The 22,410-nt window shown below is 70.4% G+C and carries 16 protein-coding genes; 15 read left to right on the plus strand and 1 reads right to left on the minus strand.

Annotated elements, in window-relative coordinates:
- Positions 1–3 precede the first annotated feature (3 nt).
- The 8 genes from ABD332_RS46900 to ABD332_RS46935 all read left to right on the plus strand — a co-directional run bounded on the left by ABD332_RS46900 (position 4) and on the right by ABD332_RS46935 (position 8,403).
- On the plus strand, positions 4–648 hold the full coding sequence (locus ABD332_RS46900) for an amino acid ABC transporter permease (protein WP_344511284.1): 645 nt from the start codon (positions 4–6) through the stop codon (positions 646–648).
- Between the two features lie 79 nt (positions 649–727).
- A complete protein-coding gene (locus tag ABD332_RS46905; RefSeq protein WP_344511286.1) occupies positions 728–1,597 on the plus strand; it encodes a substrate-binding periplasmic protein in 870 nt (289 codons plus the stop codon).
- A gap of 43 nt (positions 1,598–1,640) precedes the next feature.
- Positions 1,641–2,663: a membrane dipeptidase gene (locus tag ABD332_RS46910; RefSeq protein ID WP_344511288.1), complete on the plus strand. Its 1,023-nt coding sequence runs from the start codon at positions 1,641–1,643 to the stop codon at positions 2,661–2,663.
- On the plus strand, positions 2,660–3,229 hold the full coding sequence (locus ABD332_RS46915; protein ID WP_344511290.1) for a phosphohydrolase: 570 nt from the start codon (positions 2,660–2,662) through the stop codon (positions 3,227–3,229). The genes ABD332_RS46910 and ABD332_RS46915 overlap by 4 nt, the downstream gene beginning before the upstream one ends.
- The gene (gabT, locus tag ABD332_RS46920; RefSeq protein ID WP_344511292.1) at positions 3,226–4,575 is read left to right on the plus strand and encodes a 4-aminobutyrate--2-oxoglutarate transaminase; all 1,350 of its coding nucleotides are present in this window, start codon (positions 3,226–3,228) and stop codon (positions 4,573–4,575) included. The genes ABD332_RS46915 and gabT overlap by 4 nt, the downstream gene beginning before the upstream one ends.
- Positions 4,572–6,083 carry an aldehyde dehydrogenase family protein gene (locus ABD332_RS46925; RefSeq protein ID WP_344511294.1) on the plus strand — a complete coding sequence of 504 codons (1,512 nt, stop codon included), beginning with the start codon at positions 4,572–4,574 and terminating at the stop codon, positions 6,081–6,083. Before gabT ends, ABD332_RS46925 begins: the two co-directional genes overlap by 4 nt.
- A complete protein-coding gene (locus tag ABD332_RS46930; protein ID WP_344511296.1) occupies positions 6,080–7,219 on the plus strand; it encodes a CaiB/BaiF CoA transferase family protein in 1,140 nt (379 codons plus the stop codon). Before ABD332_RS46925 ends, ABD332_RS46930 begins: the two co-directional genes overlap by 4 nt.
- Complete coding sequence (locus tag ABD332_RS46935; protein WP_344511298.1) at positions 7,216–8,403, plus strand: acyl-CoA dehydrogenase family protein; 1,188 nt, start codon at positions 7,216–7,218, stop codon at positions 8,401–8,403. The genes ABD332_RS46930 and ABD332_RS46935 overlap by 4 nt, the downstream gene beginning before the upstream one ends.
- Positions 8,404–8,448: 45 nt before the next feature.
- Here ABD332_RS46935 and ABD332_RS46940 read toward each other — a convergent pair whose 3' ends face one another.
- Positions 8,449–9,459, minus strand: coding sequence for a LacI family DNA-binding transcriptional regulator (locus ABD332_RS46940; RefSeq protein WP_344511299.1), 1,011 nt, complete (start codon positions 9,457–9,459; stop codon positions 8,449–8,451).
- Between the two features lie 161 nt (positions 9,460–9,620).
- Here ABD332_RS46940 and ABD332_RS46945 point away from each other — a divergent pair, with 161 nt between their 5' ends.
- From ABD332_RS46945 to ABD332_RS46975, 7 genes are all read left to right on the plus strand, one after another.
- On the plus strand, positions 9,621–11,444 hold the full coding sequence (locus tag ABD332_RS46945; RefSeq protein ID WP_344511300.1) for a glycoside hydrolase family 127 protein: 1,824 nt from the start codon (positions 9,621–9,623) through the stop codon (positions 11,442–11,444).
- A gap of 185 nt (positions 11,445–11,629) precedes the next feature.
- A complete protein-coding gene (locus ABD332_RS46950; RefSeq protein ID WP_344511302.1) occupies positions 11,630–12,631 on the plus strand; it encodes a LacI family DNA-binding transcriptional regulator in 1,002 nt (333 codons plus the stop codon).
- 42 nt (positions 12,632–12,673) lie between these two features.
- Positions 12,674–13,939 (plus strand): ABC transporter substrate-binding protein, encoded by a 1,266-nt coding sequence (locus ABD332_RS46955; RefSeq protein WP_344511304.1) that lies wholly within the window; start codon positions 12,674–12,676, stop codon positions 13,937–13,939.
- 11 nt (positions 13,940–13,950) lie between these two features.
- Entirely contained in the window at positions 13,951–14,877 is a 927-nt protein-coding gene (locus ABD332_RS46960; protein WP_344511306.1) for a carbohydrate ABC transporter permease, read from the plus strand.
- A gap of 1 nt (position 14,878) precedes the next feature.
- The gene (locus tag ABD332_RS46965; RefSeq protein ID WP_344511308.1) at positions 14,879–15,658 is read left to right on the plus strand and encodes a carbohydrate ABC transporter permease; all 780 of its coding nucleotides are present in this window, start codon (positions 14,879–14,881) and stop codon (positions 15,656–15,658) included.
- A 604-nt stretch (positions 15,659–16,262) separates the two neighbouring features.
- Positions 16,263–16,892: a hypothetical protein gene (locus ABD332_RS46970; protein WP_344511310.1), complete on the plus strand. Its 630-nt coding sequence runs from the start codon at positions 16,263–16,265 to the stop codon at positions 16,890–16,892.
- Positions 16,889–22,399 carry an OmpL47-type beta-barrel domain-containing protein gene (locus ABD332_RS46975; protein WP_344511312.1) on the plus strand — a complete coding sequence of 1,837 codons (5,511 nt, stop codon included), beginning with the start codon at positions 16,889–16,891 and terminating at the stop codon, positions 22,397–22,399. The genes ABD332_RS46970 and ABD332_RS46975 overlap by 4 nt, the downstream gene beginning before the upstream one ends.
- Positions 22,400–22,410: the final 11 nt, after the last annotated feature.

A 22,410-nucleotide genomic window follows, 5' to 3' on the forward strand; every position in this document is an offset into this window, starting at 1 on the left:
ACGATGCACGGACTTCTCGTTGACTTCAAGACGCTGGCCCCCGGGCTCGGCACGGCGCTCCAGCTGGCCGGCCTGAGCCTTGCTCTCGCCTTCGTGCTCGGCCTTGTGCTCGCACTGCTCGTCGACGCCAAGCGGCGGGCCGTGAGGATCGTCGCCCTGACCGTCGTCGAGGTGGGTCGCGGACTGCCGCTCCTCGTCATCCTGTACCTCATCTACCGCGGCCTGCCGCAGGCCGGTGTCTCCCTCGACCCCATGCCGGCGGCAGTGGTGGGATTCACCTGGTCCATCGGCGCCTACGCGTGCGAGATCATGCGCTCCAGCCTCAACGCGGTCCCGCCCGGGCAGCGCGAGGCCGCGAAGGCGCTGGGGCTGACGCCGCGGTCGGCGTATCGCGACATCCTGCTGCCGCAGGCCGCCCGGATCGCCATCCCACCGCTGATGAACCTGGCCATCAAGGCATTCCAGCTCACCTCTCTCGCCTACACCATCACCCTCTCGGAGGTCATGCAGGCCGCGTATCTGCGGGGCAGCGTGACGTTCGAGTACCTGCGCACCTTCGTCGCCGCGGCCGTGCTGTACGCGGCCATCGCCATCGTGGCATCGGTGCTGGTCCGGCGGTTCGAGCGGAAGCTCAGCCGTCACCTCTGACCCCATGGACGGGATTTCCCCCAACGGCGTCCTGACGCCGTGGTTCCGATCCGACTTCGCGCCATATCTGGAGACCACCGTGAAGAGAGCCCGTACCGCCCTCGCCGTCATCGCCCTGCTGTCCTCGCTGGCCCTCGCCGCCTGCGCCGACCCCACCGCGGACAACGGGTCCGCCGCACCGGACAAGAACTGCACACCCGTGCACCCGAACGTGCAGACGGTCGCCAAAGGAACCCTGACCGTCGCGCATTTCCCGAACCCGCCATTCGCCGACAGCGAGGGCAACAAGCTCACCGGCGCCGAGGGCGAGATCCTCGCCCGGATCGCCGAGCGGGAGTGCCTCTCGATCACGATCGTGCGGGGCAACGTCGCGAGCATGATCCCGTCGGTGGAGTCCGGGCGGGCCGACACCACGCTCGGTAGCTGGTACCGCACCGCCGAACGCGCGAAGGTCGTCCGGCTCAGCGACCCCGTCATCACCGTCTACCTGGCGATCGCGTCGCGCAAGGGCAGCGGCATCGAGCAGATCGATGACCTTCGAGGTCACACCGTAGGGTCCGCGATCGGGTCCCTCTGGGTGGACGACGTCAACAAGCTCATCGGCAACAACCAGAAGCTCTACGACACGCTCGAGGCCTCCTACGCCGACCTCAAGGCGGGGCGGATCGAGGCGATCGTGAACTCCCAGCCCACGGCGGTGCGGCAGATCGAGATGGCCGGCCTGCAGAACGACGTCCAGGTGGTGGTCCCGAAGCCGAACCAGGCCGTCAAGGCGACCCTGCAGCCAGGGCAGACCAACTTCCCCGTGAACCTGCAGAACACGACCCTCAACGAGGCCATCAACGACGGTCTCAAGGCGCTGCGTGACAGTGGCGAGTTCCGCAAGATCCTGGAGAAGTACGGATTGTCGGCCGAGGCCGACAATCCCCAGCCCCTGCAGAGCTTCTGATCCGCAAGACCGACCCAACCCCTTCGAGGAGACCCGACCTGTCATGAACGCCAACAACCGGATCGTCGTCGACGGCTTGCAGAGCAGCAACTTCACCAGAGAACGCTTCCTGGAGATCCGTGCGGGAGGCATCGACTGCATCCACGCGACGGTCGTCATCTGGGAGGACGCTCGGACCACGCTCGACCTGCTGGGCGCATGGAACCGGATGTTCCGCGCGAACGAGGATCTGATCGCCCTGGCCCGTGACGGACAGGAGATCCGCGACGTGGTCGCCGGCGGGCGCGTCGCGGTCGTGCTCGGGTTCCAGAACGCCTCGTCGTTCGAGGACGACCTCGACCTGGTGGAGGTCTTCTTCGACCTCGGCATCCGGGTCGCCCAGCTCACGTACAACATCCAGAACCATGTCGGCGCGAGCTGCTACGAGACGCAGGACGCCGGCCTGACGCGCTTCGGCGGGTACGTCATCGAGGAGATGAACCGGCTCGGCATGCTGGTCGACCTGTCGCACGTGGGGGAGCGCACGTCGCTGGACGCCATCGACCGCTCGGCCAGACCGGTCACGATCACCCACGCGAACCCCGCGACGGTCTGGCCCCATGCGCGGAACAAGTCCGACGAGGTGCTGCGCAAGCTCGCGGCCCGCGGCGGCGTCCTCGGCGTCGCACCGTACGCCCACCTGACCGGCGGCGGCCCGGTCGGCCTGGAGGAGTGGACCGGCATGGTCGCGTACGCGGTCGACCTGATGGGCATCGACCATGTCGGCATCGGCAGCGACGCCAGCCACGGGTGGAACGACGAGAAGCTCCAGTGGATCCGCAAGGGCCGGTGGTCGCACGTGACCCAGCTCGGCCCGGCGACCGCGGACGCGCAGGGCTGGCTGCCCTGGCCCGACTTCTTCAAGACCCCCGCGATGTTCCCCGCGCTCGAGCAGGGGCTGCGGGACCGGGGCTTCGACGACGCCGAGGTCGACAAGCTCGTCGGCGGCAACTGGATGAGGATCTTCGACGAGGGGCTGACCCCCCACGGCGACAGCCGGCCGAGGGCCGCGAAGGCAGCCGCATGACCGTGCAGTTCGTCCGGATGAAGGACGGCGGCCCGGATGAGTACGACTACCTCGACCACCAGGAGCGCGTGTTCAACGAAGGGCTGCCGGACCGGATCCTCGGCGCGCTGCGGGAGCTGGCGGGATCATTCAGCGGCCACCGCGTGACCCGGCTGGAACACTCGCTACAGGTGGCCACCCGCGCGCTACGGGACGACCGTGACGACGAGTACGTCGTGATGACGCTGGTGCACGACGTCGGGGACAATCTCGCGCCGTACACGCACAGCGAGCTGGCGGGAGCATTGGTGCGGCCGTTCGTGCGACCGCAGCTCATGTGGATCGCCCGCCACCACGGGATCTTCCAGCAGTACTACTACACCAATCTCCCCGCGGAGGCGCGCAACGCCCGCGACCGGTACCGCGACGCTCCCTGGTTCGACGACTGCGCCGAGTTCTGCGAACTGTACGACCAGGAGAGCTTCGATCCCGGATACGACGCGCTGGCCCTGGAGGCGTTCGAACCGGCGCTGCGCCGAGTCTTCGCCGAACCCCGCTACCTGCAGCAGGAGGCGACAGCAGCATGACGACCGCCGGCACGGCAGGTCTGCCGCAACAGCGGCGAATCCTGCGGACCGAGATTCCGGGCCCCCGCTCCCGCGAACGGCAAGCGGCCCGTGACACGCACGTCGCCGCGGGCCTGGGGCAGACGATGCCGGTCTTCGTCGAACGCGCCGGCGGCGCCGTGGTGGTGGACGTGGACGGCAACCACCTCGTCGATCTCGCCTCCGGGATCGCCGTCACCGCCGTCGGCGCGTCCCATCCGCACGTCGTGCGCCGGATTCGCGAACAGGCCGAGCGGTTCACGCACACCTGCTTCCTGGTCACGCAGTATGACGGGTTCGTCGAGGTCGCCGCGGCATTGAACCGGATCACACCGGGAAGCCACGAAAAGCGCACCGCACTGTTCTCCACCGGCGCCGAGGCCGTCGAGAACGCAGTCAAGATCGCGCGTGTGGCCACCGGCCGGCCTGCGGTGGTCGTCCTCGGCAACGCGTACCACGGCCGGACGCTGATGACGATGACCATGACCGCGAAGGTGGCGCCCTACAAGGACGGGTTCGGGCCGTTCGCACCGGAGGTCTACCGGGCGCCCGCACCCTACCCCTACCGCTGGCAGGGCGGCCCCGAGCGCTGCGCGGAGGAGGCCGCCGAAGCCCTCCGGGACCTCGTCGAGACCCAGATCGGCGGCCATCGGGTGGCCGCCATCGTCCTGGAGCCGATCCAGGGCGAGGGCGGGTTCATCGTGCCGCCGCCCGGGTACCTTCCGCGGGTCCGTGAGCTGGCGGACCGGCACGGCATCGTGTTCGTGGCCGACGAGGTGCAGACCGGGCTGGGGCGTACCGGTGACATGTTCGCCTGCGACCGGGAAGGCGTCGTCCCGGACCTGATCACCACGGCCAAGGCCCTCGGCGGCGGCATGCCCATCGCCGCGGTGACCGGATCCGCCGAGGTGATGGACGCGGTGCCCCCGGGTGGGCTCGGCGGTACGTTCGCGGGAAACCCGGTGTCCTGCGCCGCCGCACTGGCCACGCTGGAGGTCATCGAGCAGGAGCGGCTGGTCGAGCGGGCCCGCGACATCGAGGCGCTCGCCCTCCCGCGGTTGCGCGCCCTGGCCGGCCCACAGTCGTGCGTCGGCGAGGCGCGGGGCCGGGGCGCGATGCTGGCCGTCGAGTTCGTGCGGCCGGGCAGCCGGACCCCGAACCCGGAGGCGGCCCGAGCCGTCGCGGCCGCCTGCCACCGGCAGGGCGTGCTGGTGCTCGTCTGCGGCACCTACGGCAACGTGCTCCGGCTGTTGCCGCCCCTCGTCATCGAACCCCAACTTCTTGACGACGCACTGAGCGTGATCGAGGAGGCGGTGAGGGCCCGATGACGCCGACGTCGCCCGAGACCAGCCACGACCCGCGCACGGGTCTGCCGACCACGACAGCTCGCCCGACCAGCCGCGCCGAGCTGGAGAGGACCATGGCGCGGGCGGTAGCCGCGGCTCCCACATTGTCCCGCGCGGCACCGCGCGACCGGGCCCGGTGGCTGCACACGGTCGCCGATGCGGTCGAGGGCGCGCGAGGCGATCTCGTCCGCCTGGCCGATTGGGAGACCGCGCTGGGCACCACGCGGCTGCAGGGGGAGCTGACCAGGACCGTTGCCCAGATCAGGTTCTACGCCGACGAGGCCGCGGCCGGCTACTTCCTGCGGGTCGAGCACGACACCGCCGACGGGCAGACCCCGAGCCTGACCCGTGTGAACGTGCCACTGGGGCCGGTCGCCGTCTTCGGCGCCAGCAACTTCCCCTTCGCGTTCGGGGTGCTGGGCCACGACGCCGCGTCCGCATTGGCTGCCGGGTGCCCGGTGGTGGTGAAGGCGCACCCGGCACACCTCGGGGTGAGCGGCAAGCTGTTCGGGCTCGCCAGGGCCGCCCTCGCGGCCGCGGGAGCCCCGGACGGTGCCCTCGGCATCGTCCACGGCTTCGAGACCGGCGTCGAGCTGGTCAAGCACACCGACCTGGCCGCGGTCGCGTTCACCGGCTCCCAGACCGGTGGGATGGCACTGTGGCGGCTGGCCAACGAACGGCCGGTGGTCATCCCGGTCTTCGCCGAGATGGGCACCGTCAACCCGGTCGTCGTCACACCGCTGGGTGCGACGCGGATCGAGGAGGTGGCCCGCGGGCTGGTCGCCTCCTTCACGCTCGGGCACGGGCAATACTGCACCAAGCCGGGCCTCGTCCTCGCCCCGAAGGGCAGCGGCCTCGCGGCCCGCGTCGCGGGCGAGCTGGAGCGGCTCGCGCCCGAGCCCGTGATGCTCACCCGCCGCATCGCCGACGGCGTCCGGTCCGGCGTCGAGGCCATGCGGGACGCCGGCGCCACGGTCGCCGTGCAGCTCGGCGGCGACGGTCCCGGCTGGTCGGCGCCCGCCGCCGTCCTCGAGGCGCCGCTGGCGGAGGTGCGGGCGGGGAGCAGGCTGCTGGAAGAGGTCTTCGGGGCCGTGGTCGCGGTCGCCGAGTACGACGCGCCCGAGCAGGTCCTCGCGACGCTGACGCAGCTGCCGGGAGCGCTGGCCGCGACCCTGTTCGCCGGACCCGGCGAGGATCCGTGGGCGGTTCGATGGCTGGAGACGCTGAGCGGCAAGGTCGGGCGGGTCGTCCTCGACGACTGGACGACGGGGGCGCCGCTCGCACGCGCCCAGCAGCACGGAGGGCCCTGGCCCTCGACGACGCAACCGACGGCCACGTCGATCGGGGCTCGCGCCTTGGAACGCTTCGTCCGCCCGGTCGCCTTCCAGGGATTCCGCGACGAGCTGCTGCCGCCGGTCGCGCGGCGGAGCAACCCGTGGTCGATTCCCTGCCGGGTCGGCGGGGACTGGATCCGGGCCGGGGCATCATGAGGCCGGTGCTCGACGGGATCGTCGTGGCCGACTTCAGCAGGGTGCTCGCCGGGCCGCTCGCCACCGTCATGCTGGCCGATCTCGGCGCGACCGTGATCAAGGTCGAACGGCCGGGCGTCGGGGACGACACCCGCCAGTGGGGTCCGCCGTGGACCGCGGCGACCAGCGCCTACTTCGAGGCCGCCAACCGGTCCAAGCTGAGTGTCGAGCTCGACCTCGACGACCCCCGGGATCTCGAGGTCGCCGTCAACCTGGCGGCCGGCGCGGACGTCGTGGTGGAGAACTTCCGCACGGGTGCCCTGGACGCGCGCGGCCTCGGGTACGACGCCGTCGCCGAACGCAACCCCAGCGTCGTCTACTGCTCGATCTCGGGCTTCGGCCCGGACTCGTCGCTGCCGGGGTACGACTTCCTGGTGCAGGCCGTCGGCGGGCTCATGAGCATCACCGGCGACCCGCAGGCACGTCCGGTGAAGGTCGGCGTCGCCCTCGTCGACGTGCTGACCTCCAAGGACGCCGTAGCGGGCATCCTGGCCGCCCTCCTCGAACGCGCCACCTCCGGGCGCGGCCAGCACGTGCGCGTCGACCTGCTGTCGAGCCTCCTCGGCTCGCTGGCCAACCAGGCGGCGACCTACCTGGCGACCGGCACGTCTCCGGGCCGTCTCGGCAACCAGCATCCATCGATCGCCCCGTACGAGACGCTGGAGTGCGCAGACGGGCAGCTCGCCGTCGCGTGCGGCAACGACGCCCAGTTCCGGCGGCTCGCGGAGGCCCTCGGGCTGCCCACGCTGCCGGAGGACGACCGGTTCCGCACCAACCCGGCCAGGGTGGCCCACCGGGCCGAGCTGGTGCGGGAGCTGGAGCCGGCGCTGCGCCGTGCCGGCGTCGACGAGTGGGTCGGCGTACTGGAGCGCGCCGGCGTACCGGCCGGGCGGGTGGGCGACGTGGGTTCCGCCTTCGAGCTCGCGGCCCGGCTCGGCCTGCAACCCCGGGTCTCGCTGGGCGACGACGCGATGGACCAGGTCCGGCATCCCGTGACCTACTCGCGCACTCCGGTGCGGGAGTACCGGCGACCGCCGCGGCTGGGCGAGCACAACGCCCTTGTCCGCACCACCTATGCCTCCAGGAGGAGCACGTGACCACTTCGGCAACGCGCCAGCCCGACCCCTTGGACCTGCTCGACCTCGAGGATTTCCTCACCGATGACGAGCGAGCGGTCCGGGACGCGGTCCGTCGCCTGTGCGACGACCTCGTCGAACCGCACGTCGCCGAATGGTACGAGCACGGGCGGGTGCCTCAGGTTCGGGAGCTGACGGTCGCGCTCGGGGACATGGGACTGCTGGGCATGCACCTGGAGGGCTACGGTTGCGCCGGACTGAGCGCCGTCGCGTACGGTCTGGCGTGCCTCGAACTCGAGGCGACGGACTCGGGGCTGCGCTCGCTGGTGTCGGTCCAGGGCTCGTTGGCCATGTACGCCATCTGGAGGTGGGGCCGCGAGGAGACCAAACAGCAGTGGCTCCCTCGCATGGCCAGTGGCCAGGCGATCGGCTGCTTCGGCCTGACCGAGCCGGATCACGGCTCCGATCCCGGTTCGATGCGCACCCGCGCGCGCCGTCACGGGAGCGACTGGATCCTCGACGGGCGCAAGATGTGGATCACCAACGGGTCCGTGGCCGACGTGGCCGTGGTGTGGGCCGTCACGGACGAAGGGGTGCGAGGCTTCGCCGTGCCGACGGACAGTCCGGGCTTCTCGGCTCCGGAGATCAAGCACAAGGGATCGTTGCGGGCCTCGGTGACCAGCGAACTGGTCCTGGACGGCGTGCGGATCCCGGACGAGTTCGCCTTCCCCGACGTGCGCGGGCTGAAGGGTCCCCTGAGCTGCCTGAACGAGGCGAGGTACGGCATCACCTGGGGAGCCATGGGGGCAGCCCGCAGTTGCCTGCAGGTCGCGCTGGACTACACCCGCCAGCGCGAACAGTTCGGCCGTCCGCTGGCCGCGTTCCAGCTCACTCAGCACAAGCTCGTCGAGATGAACGTCGAGTACGCCAAGGGCGTGCTGCTCGCCTGGCATCTCGGCCGCCGCAAGGATTCCGGCGTGCTGACCCCGGCGCAGGTCAGCCTCGGCAAGCTCAACAACGTGCGAGAGGCCCTGGACATCTGCAGGACGGCCCGGACCCTGCTCGGCGCCAATGGCGTCTCGCTGGAGTATCCGGTCATCCGGCACGCCGCCAACCTGGAGTCGGTGCTGACCTACGAGGGAACGGTGGAGATGCACACCCTTGTTCTGGGGCAGTTGATGACCGGTATCCCGGCGTTCCGATGACCCTCGCATTGCCCGTAGTCGATGGGTTGCGGACGTGCGGCTCGTCTATGGGACTGTTGATCCTCGGACGACGAGGCGACCGGGCTGACGGACGACGCCAGAGCGGGTCTCGCCATCCAGGATCGCGAAGAGTTGTCCGACCGCGGTCGCGCCCAGCTGCTCGAGGTTGAGGTCGACGGTGGTCAGCGGGGGTCGGCACTCGGTGGCGAAGACCTCCCAGTTGTCGTAGCCGACCAGCGCGACGTCGTCGGGTACATGGCGGCCGAGTTCGCGTAAGGTGTCGGCCGCCCCCGAGGCGATCTGGTCGTTGCCGCAGAAGATCGCATCGATGTCGGGGTGTGCGCTCAGGAGCCGGGCGGCGGCGTGCCGTCCCCAGCGTTGCGACCACTGGCCGAAGAGCGGATCGCCGATGAGTGGCAGGCCGGCGCTGTCGAGGACCTCCCGTAATGCGGCGGCTCGGTCGCGGGCGGCCCGGTAGGTGTCGTCGCCGGTGATGTGGGCGATGCGCTTGCGGCCGAGCGCGACGAGATGCTCGGCGGCAAGGCGGGCGCCGCCGGCGTCGTCGGCGATGACAGACAGGTCGGCGGGGTTGTCGGACTCGCAGTAGGCATAGACGACCGGAATCGGGATGTCGCGCGTGAGTGATTGGCGCAGGTCGTTGGCGTCGCCGAGGATGATGAACCCGTCGACCTGGCGGGCCAGCAACGTTTGAATGTAGTGGCGCCGGCGGATGGCATCGCCGCGGGCATCGCACAGCAGGACGCTCATCTGTTCGTTGCCCAGGGCGTTCTCGGCGCCGAGCAGCACCGGAATCGCAAAGCGGGCGCTGGTCAGCTCGTCAGTGAGCAAACCGATGGTTCGGGTGTTACCGGAGACGAGTCCCCGAGCCAACACGTTGGGGTAGAAAGCCAATTCCTCCGCGGCCTGCTGCACCCGTCGACGGGTCGCGGGGGCCACCTCGTCGCGCGAGTTGAGTGCCTTCGAGGCGGTGGCGACGGAGACCCCTGCCCGCTTGGCAACGTCGGTCAGGGTCGCCCGCGCGCGTGTTCTGCCCACCGGTTCAGTCCTCTCGAAAACGTTTCGGCGAGCATAGCTTGTGGATGAACCTCGCAACGACAGGTGCTGCGCGATGGCTGCAAAACAGCCGTTGACAGGTGCGTCTCGCGCTGCCAAGATTCCCGAAAAGGTTTTCGTAACATTTCGGAAAGGTGGTGACGGTGGCGGCCGTCCCAGGACCCGTTGTGCCCTCGAGCGGGGAGCTGCACCCCGTCGGACTGCACCAGGTGCAGCTCACCGGTGGGTATTGGGGGAAGCGTCAGGCGGTCATCGGCACCGCCACCATTGAGCATTGCCGCGAGTGGCTGGACCGTCTCGGCTGGACGGGCAACTTCCGCGACCCCGACGCTGCGCTGCGCCGCCGCGGGCGTGAGTTCTCCGATTCCGAGGTGTACAAGCTCGCCGAGGCGGCCAGCTGGGAGACCGGCCGGGCCGGCGGCACCGATCACACCGGGCTGCTGTCCGAGCTGGTCGCGCTCGCCGCGGGCGCCCAGGCCGCCGACGGCTACCTGCACACCGGCTACGGGCGGCCCGGCCAGCCGGAGCGGTACAGCGACTTCAATTTCGGTCACGAGCTCTACTGCGCCGGTCATCTCCTGCAGGCCGCGGTGGCCGCGCACCGCACCGGCGCCGCTCCCGAGCTGCTGCAGGTCGCCCGCCGCGTCGCCGACCACGTCTGCGAGCGCTTCGCCCAGGAGGGCTTCTGCGGGCACCCCGAGATCGAGCCCGGGCTCGTCGAGCTCTATCGGCTCACCGGCGAGCGCAGGTACCTCGACATGGCCGTCGCGTTCATCGGCCGGCGCGGGCACCGCAGCCTGCCGGAGCACGAGTTCGGATGGCGGTACTTCCAGGACGAGACCCCGATCCGTGCGGCGGAGGCGTTCGGCGGCCACGCCGTGCGCGCCCTGTACCTGGCCTGCGGCGCCGTGGACGTGGCCGTGGAGACCGGCGACGACGAGCTGCTCGCGGCGGTCGTGCGGCAGTTCGACCACACCGTCGCCCGGCGCACCTACATCACCGGCGGGATGGGCTCGCGCCATCTCGACGAGTCCTTCGGCGACGACTTCGTGCTTCCGCCGGACCGGGCCTACTCCGAGACCTGCGCCGGCGTGGCCACCGTCATGCTCGCCCACCGGCTGCTGCTGGCCACCGGCGACACCCGCTACGGCGACATCGTCGATCGGGTGCTGCACAACGTGATCGCCGCCGCGGTGGCCGACGACGGCCGCTCCTTCTTCTACGCCCACACCCTGCACCAGCGCACCCGGCCCGAGACTCCCTCGGCCGAGCATGAGCAGCTGCGCTTCGGCGGTGGCCAGCGTGCGCCGTGGTTCGAGGTGTCCTGTTGCCTGACCAACGTGTCCCGGCTCGTCGCCTCCCTGGGCACCTACTTCGTGACCGCGACCGAGTCCGGCAACGACGCCGGTGTGCAGATTCACCAGTTCGCTCCCATGACCGTCCAGGCCGCGGGCATGCGACTCGAGGTCGACACGGCGTACCCGGACAACGGCACCGTCATCGTCACCGTGGCCGAAGCACCCGCTCAGGAGCGGACGATCACGCTGCGGGTGCCGGACTGGGCAGGTGGCGGGACCCGGGTCGAGCGCCGCGTCTTCGTTCCCGGCGAGCAGATCCGACTGGACCTGTCCGTGCGGCCTCGATGGACGTTCCCGGACCCGCGCGTGGACGCGGTGCGCGGCTGCGCCGCCGTGGAGGCGGGTCCGATCGTGATGTGCGCCGAGTCGATCGACCAGGAGGACGGCGTCGACCTCGATGAGCTGCAGGTCGACACCGGCGTCGCGGCCGAGGAGAGCGCGGTGAAGGGGCGCACCGCCGACCCGGGTAAGGCCAGGTGGCCGTACGGTGACCGGCCCGTGCCGGCCGGGAATGTGCAGCCAGTCCTCGTTCCGCTCGTCCCGTATCACCGCTGGGCCCGCCGCGGCCCATCCACGATGCGCGTCTGGCTTCCCATCATCCCGTCCTGACAAGGAGGTGACGCGATGCCACACCCCCGCCGGAAGTCTCGGCCGGCACTCGCGTTGACTACCGCTCCCGCCGCCGTCATGCCTCCGCCAGCAGCGACCAAGGGCCCCAGACGATCGGCCTCGGCGGGGCCGATCGAGGTCAAGGCGTTCGGCTGAGCATGCACACCGCCCGAAGGCCCCCGGCGATGCGGGACGTCGCTCACCTCGCCGGGGTCTCGCACCAGACCGTCTCGCGGGTGATCAACGACCACCCCAACGTCCGGTCGCAGACCCGGGCCAGGGTCCTGGCCGCGATGCGGGCGTTGGACTATCAGCCCAACATCGCGGCCCGGACCCTGGCCACCAACCGGTCCCAGACGGTCGGCCTCGTCACCTTCGACACGACCCTCTTCGGGCCCTCGTTCATGGTCCACGCCATCGAGCGGGCGGCCCGGGAGGCCGGCTACTTCGTCAGCGTCGCCAGCGCCCGGGAGCCCGACGTGCCACAGGTCCGCGACGCCGTGCGGCGCCTGCGCGAGCAGGCCGTCGAGGGCATCGTCACGCTCGCGCCGGTCGCGGCGGCCTGGACGGCGCTGCGGCAGGTGCCCCTGGACGTGCCGATCGTCGGCCGCGGCACCACTGCCGAGCCCGGCGACGACTCCGAGGTCCCCATGGTGGCGATCGACAACGCCGCCGGGGCGGCCCTGGCCACCCGGCATCTGCTCGAACTCGGCCATCGCACCGTCCACCATGTCGCGGGACCGGCGAACTGGCCGGAGGCCAGAGAGCGGATGGCCGGCTGGCGGACAGCGCTGGAGGACGCGGGACGCCCGGCCCCGGCGCCCCTCACGAGCGACTGGAGCGCCGCGGCCGGCTACGCCGCCGGCCGGACCCTGGCGGAGCGGCCGGAGGTGACCGCGGTCTTCTGCGCCAACGATCAGGTGGCCGTCGGTGTCCTGCGCGCCTTGTACGAGGCCGGCCGCTCGGTGCCGCACGCCGTCAGCGTCGTGGGCTTCGACGACATGCCCGAGGCCCCGTACCTCCTGCCGCCGCTCACCACGGTCCGGCAGGACTTCGCCGAGCTGGGCAGGCGCAGCCTGGACCTGCTCGTCGACCAGATCTCGACGGGCTCGCGGCGGGGCGGGGAGTTCCGCTCCGCGCCGAGCCTGATCGTGCGCGGTTCCACGGCGACACCCCTTGCACTTTGAGAACGCTCACAAACAATGGATCACCTGGGAAAGGAAACGATCGTGAAACGCTGGATGGGCAGCATCGTCGCTGCGACGTTACTGTTGGGCGCCGCCGCGTGCGGTGACGACACCAAGGCCGGCACCCCGGCCGACGCGGACAGTGGCACCACGCTCAAGCTGTGGACACGGGCCGCCACCGAATCGCAGTCCAAGGCCTACGCGGCCGCGTACAACGCCACCCACAAGAACCAGGTCGAGGTCACCGCGTACCCGAACGAGGAGTATCCGGCCAAGCTCGCGTCCGCCGCCGGCGCCAAGGCCTTGCCGGACCTGTTCGCCTCCGACGTGGTGTTCGCGCCGCAGTACGCCTCGCAGGGGCTGTGGCTGGACATCACCGACAAGTTCAACGCCCTGCCGGTCAAGGACAAGGTCGCCCCCGCGCACGTGCGCAACGGCACCTGGAACAAGAAGAACTACGCGGTCCCGCACACCATCGACATGTCGGTCATGCTGTACAACAAGGACCTCTTCGCCAAGGCCGGCCTCGACCCGGAGAAGCCGCCGACGACCCTGCAGGAGTTCGCCGACGCCGCCCGCGCCGTGGACAAGCTCGGCGGCGACGTCAACGGCACCTACTTCGGCGGCAACTGCGGTGGCTGCAACGTGTTCACCCTGTGGCCGTCGGTGTGGGCCTCCGGCGGTGACGTGATGAACGCCGAGGGCACCGAGAGCACCGTCAACGGCAAGGCGATGGCCGACGTCTTCGCGCTGTACCGCAAGCTCTACGACGAGGGCGTGGCCGCGCCGGCGTCGAAGGACGAGGCCGGCCCGACGTGGCTCGGCGCGCTGCAGAGCGGCAAGATCGGCATCGCGCCCGGCCCGGCGGCCTGGCTCGGCCTGATCGAGGAGAAGGCGACGTTCAAGCTCGGGATCGCCCCGATCAGCGGCATCGACGGGGGTGAGTCGACGTTCGTCGGCGGCGACGCGATCGGCATCGGTGCCACCAGCAAGCACGCCGCCGAGGCGTGGGACTTCCTGGCCTGGACCCTCGGCGACGAGGCCCAGGTGGAGGTCGTGGCCAAGAACAAGGGCGTGCCGGTGCGCACGGACCTGGCCGCCAACAAGTACTCCTCCGCCGACCCGCGGACCGTCACCATCAACAATCTCATGGCCAAGGGCCGCACGCCGTACGCGAAGAACTTCAACGTCACCTACAACGACCCGCAGAGCCCGTGGGTGACCGCGTTCCGGGGTGCGCTGTTCGGCGACGCCCAGAAGTCCCTCGACGACGGCGCGACCGCGCTCACCGCCTCCCTGAAGAAGTGAAGTAGAGACCGATGACCCTGCTCGTCGACGAGCGGACGGCGGTCTCCCCGCCGGCCGCCCGGCCCCGCACCCGACGCACCCGCCGGTGGGTGGGCGCCCTGTACGCCGCACCCACCGCCTTCATGGTCGGCATGTTCTTCCTCGTCCCGCTCGGCCTCGTGGCGTACATGTCGCTGCACCACTGGCCGTTGCTCGGCGCGCCAGAGCTCAACGCGCCGGAGAACTACGCCGGCATGGCCGACGACGAGCTGCTCGCCACCGCGGCCTGGTTCACCCTCAAGTACACCGTCGTGGTCACGGTGTTGCTCTTCGGGCTCTCCTTCGGGCTGGCGCTGCTCGTGCAGCACCCGGGCCGGGGTGTCGGGCTGCTGCGCACCGCGTACTTCATTCCGGCCGCGGTCGGCTTCGCCAGCGCCTCCCTGCTGTTTCTGGGCCTGCTCAGCGACGAGATCGGCCCGGTCAACCGGATCCTCGAGTCGCTGGGTCTGCTGCACGGCTACGTGTCGTGGACCAGCGGCAGCCCCGGCAGCGCGCTGGGCTCCGCGGTCGGGCTCGTGCTGTGGCGCTTCGCCGGGTTCAACATGCTCATTCTGCTCACCGGCCTGCAAGCGATTCCAGTCGAGGTGTACGAGGCCGCCCGCCTCGACGGCGCCTCCCGCTGGGCGACATTCCGGCGGATCACGGTGCCGCTGATGCGCCCCACCCTCGCCCTCGTCCTCACGCTCATGGTCACCGGCTCCCTCCTCGCCTTCGACCAGTTCTGGATCCTCACCCGCGGCGGGCCCGACAACTCCACCACCTCGCTGGTGATGATCATCTACCGCAAGGCCTTCATCGAGCTCGACCTCGGATCCGCCGCGGCCATCTCCGTCGTGCTCCTCGTCGTCCTGGTTCTGTTCAACGTGGTGCAGCTCGGCATGCTGCGCAGAAAGGGCTGACATGCGACGGCTCACCGGCGCCGCCCTGGCCATCCTGTTCCTGTTCCCGCTCGCCTGGAGCGCGTTCGCCTCGGTGCGCACGCCGAGCGGGTTCGGGCTGGAGAACTACGCACGGCTGTTCAACGCCGACAACGGCATCCACTTCGAGCAGGTGTTCAACTCCGTCGCCGTCAGCGTCCTCACCGTCGGCGGCACCCTGGTCGTGAGCACCCTCGGCGGCTACGCGTTCGGCCGGTTCACCTTTCCCGGCCGCGACGCGCTGTTCCTGCTCACCCTCGCGATCCTCATGGTGCCCTACGCGACCATCCTCATCGCGCTGTACGTCCTGCTGGGCTGGATCGGTCTGCAGGACTCGCTCATCGGCCTGAGTCTCGTGCTCATCATGTTCCAGCTGCCCTTCTCCGTGTTCATGATGCGCAACTCCTTCGAGGCCGTGCCCAAGGAGATCGAGGAGGCCGCGCTGCTCGACGGCTGCGGCAGCTTCCGGGCGCTGACCCGCATCATGCTGCCCGCGGTGAAGCCGGGCCTCATCACCGTCGGGCTCTTCGCCTTCCTCACCTCGTGGAGCGAGTTCTTCGCCCCGTTGATCCTGCTCAACTCGACCGACAAGTTCACCATGATGCTCACCGTGGTGAACATGCGCACCGCCACGTTCGGCGCCATCGACTACGCCGCGCTGGAGGCCGGCGTGACATTCATGGCGGTGCCCTGTCTGGTGCTGTTCCTCGTTCTGCAGCGCAGCTACGTTCGTGGTTTCATGTCAGGCGCAGTGCGCGGCTGACTCCCGGGGCACTCGACCACCCGCCGTACATCGGCTCGTCCACCAGGCGTCTGTTGCCACCTGTTCGCTGCCGCATGGCCGGATGGTCATCACCGTGCGGCGTGCGGCGATGCGGGCTGACTCGGGGCCGGGCGCCCTGCCGAACCGGGGGAGTTCGGCACTGCGCGGCTGATCGGCCGGCTGCGCCGCGCCGCCATGTCGACGACCCGGATGCCGGCTCGGGAACGCGGCGCAGCCGGTAGGAATTGCGACGGGATCGCCGCTGCGTGCGGGGCTGCCGGGCTTCGCCCGGGCGAGTTCTCCAGCCTTCACCGCCACCATCGTGGAGCAGGGCTGCGTCCGATTAGCCCGACCTTTCCTAATTGCCGGTAAGGAGGGCGTCGACAACTCGTCACATTCATACATTTGCGTTCCTTGTCGGCGATCGCGCTGGTGGGAGCACTTCCAGGCAGGTGGGCGCTTCGAACCGAAAACGTTTCGGTTTGTAAGGACCCAAACGGCGACTGTCTCAGTTGTAACAACCCGTAGAACGGCGGAAATCAACCGTTGACATGGCCGTAACGTGTTGCCACTCTTTCCGAAAAGGTTTTCGAGGGAGGTGTTCATGCTTCGTCGCACGCTCGTCGCCGTCGCCGCGGTCGTGGTCCTCGCAGGGTGCTCCGGGTCGCCGAAGTCCGCACCGCCGCCGCCCGTCGACGGGGCCGACAGCGGCGGCCGGCTCGTCCTGTGGACCCGGTCCCAGCTCGAGGTCCAGGCGACCCTGCTCGTTGACGCGTACAACGCGACCCATGCCAACCAGGTCGAGCTGGCGCTGGTGAACGGCGCCGATGTGAACGTTCGCATCGACGGCGCCGCGCAGGCCGGGGCCCTGCCCGACCTGCTCGCCGGCGGCCTGGCGGATGTGCCCGGGTGGACCGGGCGCGGGCTCTACCAGGACATCACCGGGCGAGTCGCGCGCCTGTCCTTCGCCGCTCAGCTCGACCAGCCGTCGATCCAGGCCGGGACCAGGGACGGCGCCAAGCACGCGGTGCCGTTCGTGCTCGCGAAGGACGGCGGCGACGGCATCGGCATCTCCCGCGACTCGAAGAAGGCGGACCAGGCGTGGAACTTCATCGCCTGGGTGCTCTCCGACGAGGCCCAGGTGCAAGTGCTCGCCCGCAACGGGGACGAGGTCGCGCGGGCCGACCTGAAGACGAACGAATTCACCCCCACCGAGAAAGGTGCCCGTTCGTGAGAACAGTCCGGCCACGCGTCGCGGCCGCTGCCGCGGTCGCCGGCCTGCTGCTGACCACCCTGACCCCCGTGCCGGCTCAGGCCGCACCCAACACCGCCACCCCCTATCCGACGTTCACCGGCGGCGCCAACCCCGTGCCGGACGAGCGCACCGGCTACCACCCCCGCAACCAGCTCCAGGCCATCTTCGACGCCGACGTCACCGCCGGCGCCGGAACGGGCCCGGACAACGACTTCTGGATCGACCGCATGCTCGCCCGCACCGGCAACCAGCCGGGCGGGTCGAACGGCGACGCGAACCAGTACCTCTTCAGCCGCGGCCGCGCCGTGTTTATGAAGACGCACAGCCCGAACGTGCTCGGCTTCGGCGGCGAGGTCGCCTACATCGAGTCGATCGCGGGCGGCCAGGGCGCGTACACCATCACCGCCTCCGTCAACGGCGCCGACGTCGCGCTCACCGAGGACGTGAACCAGCGCAAGCAGACCCCGAGCTACTTCCGCACCGTCTTCAACAACACCGCGAGCGGGCTGCGCATCACCGAGACCAAGTACATCACCGACGCCAATGTCGCGGTGACCTCGGTGGACGTCGCCAGCACCAACGGCGCGGCCAAGAGCGTCACGCTCACCGCGAGCTCGGCGTTCGCCAAGACCGTCGCGGGCGACAACGGCGAGCTGACCGGCGCCGTGCGCGCGTTCAACCAGCTCACCACGCTCTTCCCGCGCTTCTCCGGCGACGGCTTCGCGCCCGTTGACGGCACGCTGCGCCAGACCCTGAGCGTGCCGGCGTCCGGCGCGGTGACGACGAAGGTGCAGCTGGGCTTCATCACCAAGGAGCAGCCGGCCGCGGAGACGGAGTACACCCGCTACCGGGGCCTGACCCCGGCCGCGGCCTACAAGGAGCACGTCACCGCCTACAACCGGTGGTGGGCCGACAACGTGCCCTACCTGGACACGCCCGAGAACAACATCGACAAGACGCTGTTCTACCGCTGGTGGCTCATGCGGTACAACTTCCTCGACGCCGACCTGCCGGGCAACGACTACCAGTTCCCGACGTCGATGGAGGGCGTGCTCGGCTACAACAACGCGATCGTGCTGACCGCCGGCATGTTCGTCGACGACCTCAAGTACTTCCGTGACCCCGTCTACTCCTACGGCCCGTGGGTGTCGGCCGGCGAGGTGTCGAAGAGCTCGAAGTACGTCGACAACCCCGGAGACCCGGCCAACTGGTCCAACTCCTACACCGAGTACATCTCCGAGGCCGCCTGGCGTTCGTACCAGCTGCACGGCGGGCCGAAGGCGATCGCCCGCAACCTCGCCGGGTACGCCGAGAACGACGTGAAGGGGCTGCAGCAGGCGTACGACTTCGACGGCAACGGCCTCATCGAGTACAACTGGGGCGCCATGACCGGCAACGACGCCGACGCGGTGTCGTTCGACTGGAAGTCCGGCTACATGGACCGCGCCGAGAACGCGTACCTGTACTCCAACGCCAAGGCCGCCGCGGCCGCGTACCGCACCGCCGGTGACACGGCCAAGGCCGACGAGATGGAGGCGTTCGCCGCACGGATCAAGGCGGCCGTGCTGCAGTACCTGTGGGAGCCCGCCCGCAGCACCCCGGACCAGATGGGGCTCTACGGCAACCTGCTCAAGCACCGCCTGGTCTCCGGCAACCAGCTCGTGCCGTGGAAGGAGATCAACAACTACTACCCGTTCTCGGTCGGGCTGATGCCGAAGCCGGGCGACGCCGACTACACCCAGCCCTACGTCGAGGCGCTGCGGCTGTTCGCGGACGGCTCCCAGTACCCGATCTTCCCGTTCACCACCGCGAACCAGGCCGACAAGGCCGCGGCCGCGGCGGCGGGCTACCCGGGCAGCAACAACTTCTCCATCATCAACTCCACGGTGACGTTCCGGATGTTGTCGTCGGTGCTGCGCAACTACCCGACGAGCTACATCGACGCCGAGTGGTACAAGAAGCTGCTGTACTGGAACGCCTGGGCGCAGTACCAGAACAACGGCGACAACCGGTACCCGGACCAGAACGAGTTCTGGGCCGACGGCTCCGCGACGGCCGGGACGATCGGCTACCGCTCCTGGATCCACCACACGATCCTGGGCGCCACCAACTTCACCGTCATCGAGGACGCGATGGGCCTGCGCCCGCGCGCCGACGCGAAGGTGGAGCTCGACCCGATCGACATCGGCTGGGACCACTTCACCGCCAACAACATCCGCTACCGCGACCGCGACCTCAGCATCGTCTGGGACGCGCCCGGCGGCACGCGGTACTACGGCACCGGCGTCCCGGAGGGCTACTCCGTCTACCTCGACGGGCAGCTCGCGTTCACCGCGGACAAGCTCGGCAAGCTGGTCTACGACCCGGCCACCGGCACGGTCGAGGCCGCACCCGGCGTGCAGGTGCTGACCCACACCGCGATCGCGGTGAAGGCGCCGCAGGACGTCACCTACGCCGCCGGCGACCGCGTCGTCGACGTGATGGCCAAGGCGGGCGCCGACATCGCCCCGGCCAGCACCGGCTCGGAGAACTTCGCCCAGGGCCGCCCGGCCACCGCGACGTTCTCGGCGGCGGGGCGCGCCCCGGCCGGCGCCGTCAACGGCACGACGATCAACGAGCCCTTCTGGGGCACCGCCGGATCGCCCAACACCAGCGACTCGATCGACATCGATCTGCAGGGCGAGCGGTCGATCGACGACGTGCGGGTGTACTTCTACAACACCACCACGACCGCGACGGTCGCCGGCTACGCGCCGCCGGCCCAGTTCACGGTCTCCTACGACGACGGCTCCGGCTGGAAGCTGGTCCCGAGCGAGTTCCGGGCGCCCGCGTACCCGCGCGGCAACCTCAACCAGGTCCGGTTCCCCGCGGTCAAGGCGAAGAAGCTGCGCATCACCGTGCAGCACGCGCCGGGCGCGAAGACCGGCGTCAAGGAGGTCCAGGCGTTCGGCACCGGCGTGGCCGCCCCAGCGGCGGTGAACAACCCGCCGCTGGCCGACGCGTGGCTCGACTCGTCCTACAGCCAGGCCGGCTCGGCCCGCATCATCGGCCTCGCCCAGGACGACGGTGACCCGGGCTCGGCGCTCAGCGCGGCATGGACGGTCGTCGACGCGCCCGACGGCGGTTCGGCTGCCTTCGACCCGGCCAACGCGCCGAGCACGGTGGCCCGGTTCACCAAGTCCGGCCGGTACACCCTGCGCCTGAGCGTCTCCAACGGCCAGGGGACCTCGACCAAGGACCTCGTGGTCAACGCGACCGCGCTGGCCGAGGGCGAGATCAACGTGGCGAGCACGGCGACGGCGTCGGCGAGCTTCACGGCCGGCTGGAACAACGTCAACGCCGTCAACGACGGCAAGCCCGCGCTGTTCAGCGGCGGCGTGCAGACCGACCTGTGGGGCACGTGGACCGGCAGCGAGCCGGCCACCCGCTGGCTGCAGTACGACTTCCCGTCGGCGGTGCGCGTGGACCACGCCTCGATCGACTTCTGGTCGGACAGCACCACGGGCGGCAGCGGCGTCGCGGTGCCCAAGTCGTGGAAGCTGCAGTGGTGGAACGGCACGGCCTGGCAGGACGTGACCAACGCGGGCGGCTTCGACCCGGCGGTGCGCGGGCGCACCAACCAGGTGACGTTCGACGCGGTCACCACCACCCGGCTGCGGGCCACGCTCAACGCGCTGCCCAACGCCGCCGGCACCGCGTACTCGGCGGTCGGCGTCTCCGAGTGGCGGGTCTTCGCCGCCGCCGCGAGCTCCGTCAAGGGCGTGGACGCGCGGACCCAGGTCGGCGTCGTGCCCACCCTGCCGTCCACTGTGGACGTCACCTACGCCGACGGCACCACGCTGCCGGTCGCGGTGGCCTGGGGCGCGATCGACCCGGCGAAGGTGGCCGCGGTCGGCGACTTCACGGTCTCCGGCTTCGTCACCGGCACCACGCTCACCGCCACCGCCCACGTGTGGGTGCGCGGCCCAGACCCGGTGCAGATCAACACGATCGACCCGGTGGCGGTCGCCACGAAGGTCGGCGTCGCGCCGAAGCTGCCCACCGGGGTGACCGTCGGGTACAACGACGGGTCGCGGCAGAGCGGCATCGCGGTCACCTGGGCGGCGATCGACCCGGCCAAGTACGCGTCGGCGAGCACCTTCGAGGTGAGCGGCCAGGTGGCCGGCACCGACAAGACGGCCACCGCGACGGTCACCGTCGGCGACGGCGGCCCGAGCGACACCGCCCCGCCGGTCGCGGTCCTTGCCGCCGACCCGGCTCCGGCCAGCGGCTGGACGACGTCGAACGTCACCGTCACCGCGACGGCGACCGACAACGCCGACCCGGCGCCGAAGCTCGAGATCGCGGTCGGGACGGGGGCCTTCCAGGCGTACACCGGACCGGTCACCATCTCCGCGGAGGGCTCGACGCCGGTGAAGGCCCGGGCCACCGACAAGGCGGGCAACGTCTCGCCGGTGACCGAGCGCACCGTCGGCATCGACCGCACCGCGCCGACGGCCGCGGCGGCACTCGACGCCGCCAGCCGCTCGGTGACCATCACCGGCACCGACGCGCTGTCGGGCATCGGGGCGGTGCAGTACCGCCTCACCGTCGGCGGCGTGGTCACCCAGGACTGGACGACGGCCAACGGCGCGGTGCCGATCGGCTCGGCGGCGACGATCGTCGACTACCGGGCCGTGGACAAGGCCGGCAACACCTCCGCCACCGGCTCGCTGCCGGTCGCGGCGGGTCAGGCGCCGGTGAACGTGGCCCGCACGGCCACCGCCTCCGCGTCCTACACCCCGGCCTGGGTCACCGCGGACAACCTCAACGACGGTGTCCAGCCGACCGGGCCGGTCGGGCCGAACACCGACGTGTGGAACACCTGGCCGCAGGTGGGCGAGCAGTGGATCCAGCTGGACTGGGCCTCGCCGGTCACCGTCGACCGTAGCCGGATCTGGTTCACCCAGGACGTCGACGACTCCGGAGCCGGGGTCGCGCCGCCGAAGACCTGGAAGCTGCAGTACTGGACCAGCGCCGGCACCTGGGCCGACGTCGAGCAGCCCGGCGCCTACGGCACCTCCGCCACCGAGTGGAACACCGTGACGTTCAAGGCGGTCACGACCACGAAGCTGCGGGCGCTGCTCACCGCGAGCGGGACCGAGGAGGGCAAGGGCGCACCCGGCGTGCAGGAGTGGGAGGTGTACGACGTGCCGGGCAACCCGGCGCCGAAGTTCCACGTCGAGGTCCAGGCCAAGACGCAGTGCATCGCCGGCACCGCGTACGTGTCGGTCAACGTCCGCAACGCCGACGACCAGACGCTCACCATCGAGCTGGTCACGCCGTACGGGTCGCGGACGGTGGCCGGGGTCGCCCCGGGCAAGACCGCGTACCAGTCCTTCACCACCCGCTCCGCCGCCGTGGCGGCCGGGACGGCCACGGTGAAGGTCACCGGCACCGGCGGAAGCATGGAGATCACTGCCCCCTACACCGCTTCCAGCTGCTAGGAAGGCAAACC

The organism is Dactylosporangium maewongense (genome assembly GCF_039531485.1).
Lineage (GTDB): Bacteria > Actinomycetota > Actinomycetes > Mycobacteriales > Micromonosporaceae > Dactylosporangium > Dactylosporangium maewongense.